This is a genomic window from Arthrobacter sp. HMWF013, assembly GCF_003061105.1.
Lineage (GTDB): Bacteria > Actinomycetota > Actinomycetes > Actinomycetales > Micrococcaceae > Arthrobacter.
This window is the reverse complement of sequence record NZ_QAIQ01000557.1, coordinates 5,488-13,584: the sequence shown is the minus strand read 5'-3', so window position 1 is coordinate 13,584 and position 8,097 is coordinate 5,488. Positions and strand designations below refer to the sequence as shown.

Annotated in this window: 8 protein-coding genes; 3 read left to right on the top strand and 5 right to left on the bottom strand. The window is 64.4% G+C overall.

From position 1 onward, the window contains the following. Positions 1 to 57 precede the first annotated feature (57 nt). Together DBR22_RS19105 and DBR22_RS19100 are read right to left on the bottom strand one after the other, a co-directional pair. On the bottom strand, positions 58 to 1,413 hold the full coding sequence (locus tag DBR22_RS19105; RefSeq protein WP_108600297.1) for a phosphoribosyltransferase family protein: 1,356 nt from the start codon (positions 1,411 to 1,413) through the stop codon (positions 58 to 60). Positions 1,414 to 1,560: 147 nt separating this feature from the next. Next, positions 1,561 to 2,946 (bottom strand): MBL fold metallo-hydrolase RNA specificity domain-containing protein, encoded by a 1,386-nt coding sequence (locus DBR22_RS19100; RefSeq protein ID WP_108600296.1) that lies wholly within the window; start codon positions 2,944 to 2,946, stop codon positions 1,561 to 1,563. A 164-nt stretch (positions 2,947 to 3,110) separates the two neighbouring features. On the opposite strand from DBR22_RS19100, the gene DBR22_RS19095 reads away from it, so the two are divergent. The 3 genes from DBR22_RS19095 to sucD all read left to right on the top strand — a co-directional run bounded on the left by DBR22_RS19095 (position 3,111) and on the right by sucD (position 6,124). Next, positions 3,111 to 3,818, top strand: a complete 708-nt coding sequence (locus tag DBR22_RS19095; protein WP_108600295.1) for a hypothetical protein — start codon at positions 3,111 to 3,113, stop codon at positions 3,816 to 3,818. A 223-nt stretch (positions 3,819 to 4,041) separates the two neighbouring features. Further along, positions 4,042 to 5,211, top strand: coding sequence for an ADP-forming succinate--CoA ligase subunit beta (gene sucC / locus DBR22_RS19090; protein WP_108600294.1), 1,170 nt, complete (start codon positions 4,042 to 4,044; stop codon positions 5,209 to 5,211). Positions 5,212 to 5,221: 10 nt separating this feature from the next. Continuing rightward, positions 5,222 to 6,124 carry a succinate--CoA ligase subunit alpha gene (sucD, locus tag DBR22_RS19085; RefSeq protein WP_108600293.1) on the top strand — a complete coding sequence of 301 codons (903 nt, stop codon included), beginning with the start codon at positions 5,222 to 5,224 and terminating at the stop codon, positions 6,122 to 6,124. A gap of 261 nt (positions 6,125 to 6,385) precedes the next feature. Here sucD and DBR22_RS19080 read toward each other — a convergent pair whose 3' ends face one another. The 3 genes from DBR22_RS19080 to DBR22_RS19070 form a co-directional block, all read right to left on the bottom strand. Further along, positions 6,386 to 6,868, bottom strand: a complete 483-nt coding sequence (locus DBR22_RS19080) for an SRPBCC family protein (protein ID WP_108600292.1) — start codon at positions 6,866 to 6,868, stop codon at positions 6,386 to 6,388. Next, positions 6,865 to 7,239, bottom strand: a complete 375-nt coding sequence (locus tag DBR22_RS19075; protein ID WP_108600291.1) for an ArsR/SmtB family transcription factor — start codon at positions 7,237 to 7,239, stop codon at positions 6,865 to 6,867. The genes DBR22_RS19080 and DBR22_RS19075 overlap by 4 nt, the downstream gene beginning before the upstream one ends. A 133-nt stretch (positions 7,240 to 7,372) precedes the next feature. After that, the gene (locus DBR22_RS19070; protein ID WP_108600290.1) at positions 7,373 to 7,822 is read right to left on the bottom strand and encodes a MarR family winged helix-turn-helix transcriptional regulator; all 450 of its coding nucleotides are present in this window, start codon (positions 7,820 to 7,822) and stop codon (positions 7,373 to 7,375) included. Between the last annotated feature and the right edge of the window lie 275 nt (positions 7,823 to 8,097).

Here is an 8,097-nt window from a genome sequence, read left to right as displayed (position 1 = left end):
GGACAAGACGGTCGCCAAGGTGAAGTTCGACGTCGGCGAGAAGCGGCTCCTGCTCCGTTATGCGCCGCTGACCAAACTCGACGCCTGACCGTTCACAGTGGGCAAGAGGTAACGCACAAACCACTCGGCTGCCAGTGCCGCCACCTGGGTCAGCGTCCCCGGCTCTTCGAAGAGGTGCGTGGCTCCGCGGACAACCTCCAGCCGGGCGGGTGCCCCCAGCCGGGTGAGTGCCTGCCGGTTGAGGGCAAGGACATGGGGGTCGTCACTGCCCACGATCAGGAGCGTCGGGGCGCGGACAGCGGCAAGCCGTGGGCCTGCCAGATCCGGCCGCCCGCCGCGTGAAACAACGGCTCGCACCTGGGCGCCTGGCTCTGCCGCGGCCCACAGCGCGGCGCCGGCGCCGGTGCTGGCGCCAAAGTATCCGACCAGGCTCGACGCCGTGTCCTCCCGGGTGCTCAGCCACTGGGTTGCCGCCGTGAGCCGCGCTGCCAGGAGCCCGACGTCGAACACGTTCTCCCGGTTGGCTTCCTCGGCGGGGGTGAGCAGATCCAGCAGCAACGTGCCCAGCCCGGCTTTCTGGAGCACCGCGGCGACCTGCCGGTTGCGGGGACTGCGACGGCCGCTGCCACTGCCGTGGGCGAAAACCACCATCGCAGGGCAGGGCACGGGCACGTGCAGGTTTCCACGGAGCCGGGCATCAGTCGAGGGGATTTCCACGTCCTCATCGATGGCTTTCCAGCCGGTGGCGGTGGGTATGTCAGCCGGGACCGGCTGCACAGGCCGGGCGGCCGCCTCGAGCAGCTGCATGACCTCCTCATCCCCCGTGGGGGAGAAATCGCGGTAGTAATTGCCCACCGCACGGAAGTTCCAGGCACGAACAAGGCAGACGACATCGTCGGGGCCGGCCAGCGAGGCCAGCGCCCTGCCCGAGGCCACGGGAACGGCCAGAATCACCCTCGCAGCTCCCCGTTGCCGGGCAACCATGCAGGCGACGCGGGCGGTGGAACCGGTGGCGATGCCGTCGTCGACGATTAGGGCTGTGCGGCCGGTCAGATCAGCCGGGGCCCGTCCCTGCCGGTACCGCACAACCCGGGACTCCAGCAGTTCGCGTTCGCGCCGCTCCACGGCTTCAAGGCTGGCGTCATTCACGCCGGTGGAGGAGACAACACGCGGGTCCACCAGCCGTGCATTTCCCTCGCCGATCGCCCCCATCGCAAATTCCGGCTGGAATGGGACGCCCAGCTTGCGGACCACGATCACGTCCAGCGGCGCGCCGAGGATTTCCGCAACCCCGAAGGCCACCGGCACCCCGCCGCGGGGCAATCCCAGGACCACCACGTCCTGCCCCCGCAGCTCGACCAGCCGCTCTCCCAGCTTTCTGCCTGCATCGGTCCGGTCCTGGAATTCAAACATCGCCCAGGTCCACTCCAATCTCTGGCCGGAAAAGGCCCGCGACGGGGCCAATGTCCCTTCAGTAGATACCCCCTGGGGAACGGGTGAAAGGGACGAAAGGCCCGATCCTACGGAGGCCACCTGCCTGAACCGGCGCGCACCTCCCGGCTAGTGGGGATTGTCCAGGGAGACGGATTCGAGGTACTCGGGGACGCGGACCTTCCATCCCAGCTCCCGTTTGATCCGGAGGCGGAGGGCATCGGACGAGTCGGTTTCCCCGTGGGTGACGTAGGTCATGGCCGGCGCTGTTGGGGCCGCCTGCATCCATTGGATCAGCTCATCTGCGTCAGCGTGGGCGGACAGGCCTTCCATTTGGATGACTTCCGCGCCGATCGGGATGTCCCGGCCGTAGATGCGCAGATGCTGCCCGCCCGCCGCGAGGGACGAGCCTCTTGTCCCGCCGGCCTGGTACCCGCTGAGGATGATCGCGTTACGTGGATCCGGGCCGTAATTCTCCAGGTGATGCAGGATTCTGCCCCCGGTGAGCATCCCGCTGGCGGACAGGATGATCATGGGCCCGCCGCGGAGATTGAGCAGTTTGGAATCATCGGCACTTCGAACGGGGGTGGCCAGCTTGTACATCGCTTCAAATTCGTGCCGCTCGAGCCGGTGTTCTTCACGGTGGCGCTGATACATGCCGGACGCATCAATGGCCATCGGACTGTTCAGGTAGACGGGGATGTGCGGGATTGCGTCCTTGCCCATCAGGCGTGACAGATGCAGCAGCACTGTTTCGGCGCGTCCCACGGCGAAGGCCGCAATCATGATCACACCCTGTCTCTTGGCGACGCGCCTGATGATTTCACCAAGCTCCGCTTCAGGGTCTCCACCGGGGTGTGCGCGGTTCCCATACGTGGATTCAGTCACGAGCACGTCAACGGTTTCCAATGCTCTGGGCGGATGCATCAGGGGATCGTTGGCCCGGCCAAGATCGCCGGTGAAATGGATGGAATGGCCACCAGCGTTGAGATGGATCTGTGCAGCGCCGAGGATGTGGCCGGCGGGAAAGAACGTGGCTTCCATTCCGTCGCCCAGTCCGAACGGGGCGTCGAAATCCCGGGTCTCGAAGCTGTTGAGGGACCGGACGGCGTCTTCCGCGGTATAGAGGGGTGCCGGGGGACGGTGCCGGGACGAACCCCGGTAATCCGCGTAGCGGGCCTCCTCCTCCTGCAGGTAGCCGCTGTCAGGCAGGAGCAGCGTGCACAGCTCAGTGGTTCCCGGTGTCGCGTAGACCGGGCCGCGGAACCCGTCACGGACCAGCGCCGGAATGTAGCCGGTGTGGTCCAGGTGGGCGTGGGTGAGGACCACAGCATCGATGCTGGCCGGGCTGACGGGAAAAGGGACGCGGTTCCGGTCGCGGATCAGTTTATAGCCTTGGAAGAGCCCGCAGTCGATCAGGATTCGCCGTCCGCGTGACTGGATCAGGTACCTGGATCCGGTCACGGTATCCGTAGCGCCGAGAAAGCGTAACCGCGGCGGGTGGTGCTCCTCCATGAGTGCTCCTAAAGTGCGGCATGCCGGCTACGTGCGCAGTTCCAGGGGCTGTGCCCCGTTGGGGTCCTTCCAGTAGATACCTCCGCGGGACGGGGTGACAGGGACAAAAGGCCCGTGGAAGCCGGGGCGGCCGGTCGCAGGCGTGAGCGTGGCGATAAAGCATAATGGGGACCATGCGACGGACTGCTCTGGGGATCTTCGCCGCCTTCTTTTTGCTGGCGGCCACTTCGTGTTCCATCACCACCGAGGACCCGGGCTACGTGGTTCCACCGCCGCTCCCGGCCATGGAACAGCTGGAACAGGCAGCCCTGGTTGACCCGGCCGGGTACCGGTCCGGCGAAAGCGTCATCTCCTTCATCACCGAGGACCGGAAGGTGGCCTGCTCGCTGACTGACGCCCGCGGGGAGCACCTGAACCTCTCTTACGAGCTGAACGGCTTCAGCGACGCGGACAACAACAAACTCGCCATCGTCCCCGTGGCACACTGCGAGCTCGCTGACTATCCGAAACCGGCAGCCGGCGACATCAAGGACGACTGCGCCGGCACCGGCCTGGGCTATCTGGGCGGAACAGGGCTGCTGACCCCGGACAAAGCAACCTACGGGGAGTGCCGGTCCGGCGTCACACAAATGGAGGCCGCCTACGGACCCAAGGGGGACAAATCCGGCCCCCTGACCAAACTGGCCGTCCTGGCAGAGGGTGCAAACCTGGAACGGAACGGGCTGCGGTGTTCGGCATACAACGGAGGCGTGGCATGCGGAAATGTCTCTGCCGGCGTCGGATTCTTCGTTTCCCCGGAAAGCTACGAACTTATTTCAAAGCCGCTGGAAACCGCTTCGCCGGCACCGGCAGAGGCCTCAAAAACCCCGTAATCTAGGGGTTTTTCTACGCTCCATAGAATAGTGTCCTTACTCACATAAGCGGTACTGTGGGACGGGCCGGTCCTTGATAAGGACTAGAGTTCCGAATGGAGCATTGCGCTGGGTGGCTGGTTTCCGGACCGGCCGCAGGCGCTATCAATCCGCAGCCCGGTCATCGTCTTGCGATGGTGTCCGACTGTACAGAAACTACTTCGACGTAGAAGGACACTAAACCGTGGACCTGTTTGAATACCAGGCGCGCGATATGTTCGAGGCGCACGGTGTACCCGTGCTTGCCGGCATCGTGGCGTATACCCCAGAAGAAGCTAAGGCAGCTGCCGAGAAGATCGGCGGCGTAACGGTCGTCAAGGCCCAGGTTAAGGCCGGTGGCCGCGGTAAGGCCGGCGGCGTCAAGGTTGCCAAGACCGCTGATGAGGCACTTGAGCACGCCACCAACATCCTGGGCATGGACATCAAGGGCCACACCGTCAACAAGGTGATGATCGCCCAGGGTGCTGACATCGCCGAGGAGTACTACTTCTCCGTGCTGCTGGACCGGGCCAACCGCAACTACCTGGCCATGTGCTCGGTTGAAGGCGGCATGGAAATCGAACAGCTCGCCGTCGAACGCCCTGAGGCGCTCGCAAAAATCGCCATCGACCCCGCCGTGGGCATCGACCAGGCCAAGGCTGACGAAATCGTTGCAGCCGCAGGCTTCGCTGAGGAACTGCGCGGCAAGGTCGCCGCCGTGATCCTCAAGCTGTGGGACGTCTTCAAGAAGGAAGACGCCACCCTGGTGGAGGTCAACCCGCTGGTCAAGACCGGCGCCGGTGACATCGTTGCCCTGGACGGCAAGGTTTCCCTGGACGAGAACGCTGAGTTCCGCCACGCCAAGCACGCCCTCCTTGAAGACAAGGATGCTGCAGACCCGCTCGAGGCCAAGGCCAAGGCGCAGGACCTTAACTACGTCAAGCTGGACGGCGAAGTGGGCATCATCGGAAACGGTGCAGGCCTGGTGATGTCCACCCTGGACGTCGTTGCCTATGCCGGTGAGAACCACGGCAACGTCAAGCCCGCCAACTTCCTGGACATCGGCGGTGGAGCTTCCGCCGAGGTCATGGCTGCAGGCCTCGACGTCATCCTGGGCGACGAGCAGGTCAAGTCTGTGTTCGTGAACGTCTTCGGCGGCATCACCGCGTGTGACGCCGTCGCCAAGGGCATCGTTGGTGCGCTGGCCGAGCTGGGCCACTCCGCGAACAAGCCGCTGGTAGTCCGCCTCGACGGCAACAACGTTGAGGAAGGCCGCCGCATCCTGGCCGAGGCCAACCACCCGCTGGTTACCCTGGCCGCAACCATGGACGAGGGCGCCGACAAGGCTGCCGAGCTCGCCAACGCAGCTAAGTAAGGGACGCACCATGTCTATTTATCTGAACAAGGACTCCAAGGTCATCGTCCAGGGCATCACCGGCGGCGAAGGCACCAAGCACACCGCCCTGATGCTGAAGGCGGGCACCAACATTGTTGGCGGCGTCAACGCCCGCAAGGCCGGCACCACGGTCCTGCACGGCGACAACGAAATCAACGTCTTCGGCACCGTCAAGGAAGCCATGGCCGAAACCGGCGCAGACGTCTCCATCGTCTTCGTGCCGCCGGCATTCACCAAGAACGCCGTTGTTGAAGCCATCGAGGCCGGCATCGGCCTGGTGGTTGTCATCACCGAAGGCGTGCCGGTCCAGGACTCCGCCGAGTTCTGGGCACTGGCCCAGTCCAAGGTTGACGCCGACGGCAAGCAGGTCACCCGCATCATCGGCCCGAACTGCCCCGGCATCATCACCCCGGGCGAGGCACTGGTGGGCATCACGCCGAACAACATCACGGGCAAGGGCCCCATCGGTCTGGTTTCCAAGTCCGGTACCCTGACCTACCAGATGATGTACGAACTGCGCGACCTCGGCTTCTCCACCGCCATCGGCATCGGCGGCGACCCCGTCATCGGCACCACGCACATCGACGCGCTGGCCGCGTTCGAGGCTGACCCCGAAACCAAGGCGATCGTGATGATCGGCGAAATCGGTGGCGACGCTGAAGAGCGCGCGGCTGACTTCATCAAGGCCAACGTCACCAAGCCCGTCGTTGGCTACGTGGCTGGCTTCACGGCTCCCGAAGGCAAGACCATGGGCCACGCCGGCGCCATCGTCTCCGGTTCCGCCGGAACCGCCCAGGCCAAGAAGGAAGCCCTCGAGGCTGCAGGCGTCAAGGTCGGCAAGACGCCGTCCGAGACCGCCAAGCTGCTGCGCGAAGTTTACGCAACGCTCTAGGCTCCACCAACAAACAACGCGGGGTCACTTTCCGCCCGATCCAGGGACCTGGACGGGCGTTTAGTGACCCCGCGTTGCTGTTTAAGTAAGGCGCGTTGAGTACGACGACGGGAGGTTCCCCTTTCGTGGGCGGCGGGGGATCACGCCGTCGTCCTTTTCCTGCCTGGTTGTCTGATCTGCTCAGTAAACAAACAACGCGGGGTCACTTTCCGCCCGATCCAGGGACCTGGACGGGCGTTTAGTGACCCCGCGTTGCTTGAGTCAGACTTTGGCGCCGGACAGCAGCTCGTCCAGCCGCTCGTAGCCTTCGCTCATGCCGCCCTCCATGCCGGACTGCGCCATGCCGTCGCGCGCCTCCTGGCTGGGGTAGACCGAGTGGCCCCGCAGGCGGGTGCGTCCGTTGCCGAGGTCCTCAAAGGTCATGAACTCGAGGCTGACCACGTCAGGGTAGCCGCCGAACTCGAAGGTCTGGATGGCGAAGTCGTTCTCACGGACGGTGTGGAAGATGCCCTTGAATTCGTAGGCGACGCCGTCCGGTCCGGTGTGCAGGTAGCTGTAGCTGCCGCCGGTCCGGAAATCGTAGTGGTCGAGCTCCATCTTCATGCCACGCGGGCCGAGCCACTGGACGATCAGGTCCGGCTCCTTGTGGGCGCGGAATACCTCTGCGACGGGGAAGTCGAACTCCCTCTCGTAGTCGATGAACGGAAGGCCTTCCGGAACGGAGAGATGCAGTGCATTGCTCATGATGACTCCTTGGATTCTCTGCCATTGAGGGTGCCGCCGATGCCGGCGGTTCTTGAGTTGAGCACGGCGTCGAGGCGGTGGAACTGATCTTCATGGATCAGCCGGTACTGGTCGATCCAGGCTGTGAGCGCCTCCAGCCGTGCCGGGTCCAGGTGGACGGGCCGGCGTTGGGCATCCCGCGAACGGGTGACCAGCCCTGCCTGCTCGAGGACCTGGATGTGCTTCGAGACCGCCTGCTTGGTGATCGCGAAGGGTTCTGCCAATTCATTCACTGTGGCCGGGCCGCGGCTGAGCCGGGCAATGATACGGCGACGGACCGGATCGGCCAGGGCCATAAAGGCCTGGTCCAGCGATCCGTCTTCCGCTTCCATTGGTGGCTCCGCCTTGCGCCGTGACAACTCGTTTTTGATCAACGTTTTGATTGATCAACCATCTAGTTGTCTAAGAGTAAATCCGACAGCCTCAGTGGTCAAGAGTCCGGAGCTTTGTCCAGGAGCACGAGTGTTAGACGGCTGCGTGGAGTCCCGGGAGGGCGTGGACCAGCGCGGCCAGTTCCGGAACATCCCGCGCCTCGGCGAGGGCGCGTTCCAGGGTGGCGTCGTGGACCGGCCGGGCTTCTTCGAGCAGTGCGACTCCGTTTACCGTGAGCTCGGTGTAGATCCCGCGGCGGTCGTCCGCGCAGAGGATCCTGGTCAGCAGCCCCCGGTCCTCCAGCCGGTTGACCAGCCGCGTGGTGGCGCTGGCGCTCAATGCGGTGGCGCGTGCCAGTTGCTGCATGCGCATGTGCCAACCGTCCTGCCGGCTGAGGGCGTCCAGGACGGTGTACTCCACCACGGACAGCTTTGACTCGGCTTGGAGGGAGCGCTCCAGTTCGCCCTCGATCAGTCCGTGCAGTGCCGCGAGTGTGCGCCATCCCTGTGCGCGGACCTCCACGGCGTCGTCCTTGATGCCCATCGTCTGTTCCTTTCCCGGTGTGCCACCCAACGCCGCGGGGCGTGAGGGCAGACACAACCACTGATAGTTGCTTGCGCGGGGTATCTGCTTGTGCAACAATAAATAACGCGTCTGCAACTACTAGCTTACGCGCACTACCTCATTCCGTACAGTTTCAAAGGAGCACTCCCATGCCCATAGGCCTGATAGCCCTTGCCCTCGGCGGGTTCGGCATTGGACTCACCGAGTTCGTCATCATGGGCCTGCTGCCCGAAGTTGCCGCGGACTTCCGGGTC

Excerpts from the sequence above, each read along its gene's own strand:
- DBR22_RS19080 (WP_108600292.1), bottom strand. The coding sequence starts at position 6,868 with ATGAGCAATGCACTGCATCTCTCCGTTCCGGAAGGCCTTCCGTTCATC.
- DBR22_RS19100 (WP_108600296.1), bottom strand. The coding sequence starts at position 2,946 with ATGGAGGAGCACCACCCGCCGCGGTTACGCTTTCTCGGCGCTACGGAT.
- DBR22_RS19095 (WP_108600295.1), top strand. The coding sequence starts at position 3,111 with ATGGGGACCATGCGACGGACTGCTCTGGGGATCTTCGCCGCCTTCTTT.
- DBR22_RS19075 (WP_108600291.1), bottom strand. The coding sequence starts at position 7,239 with ATGGAAGCGGAAGACGGATCGCTGGACCAGGCCTTTATGGCCCTGGCC.
- sucD (WP_108600293.1), top strand. The coding sequence starts at position 5,222 with ATGTCTATTTATCTGAACAAGGACTCCAAGGTCATCGTCCAGGGCATC.
- DBR22_RS19105 (WP_108600297.1), bottom strand. The coding sequence starts at position 1,413 with ATGTTTGAATTCCAGGACCGGACCGATGCAGGCAGAAAGCTGGGAGAG.
- DBR22_RS19070 (WP_108600290.1), bottom strand. The coding sequence starts at position 7,822 with ATGGGCATCAAGGACGACGCCGTGGAGGTCCGCGCACAGGGATGGCGC.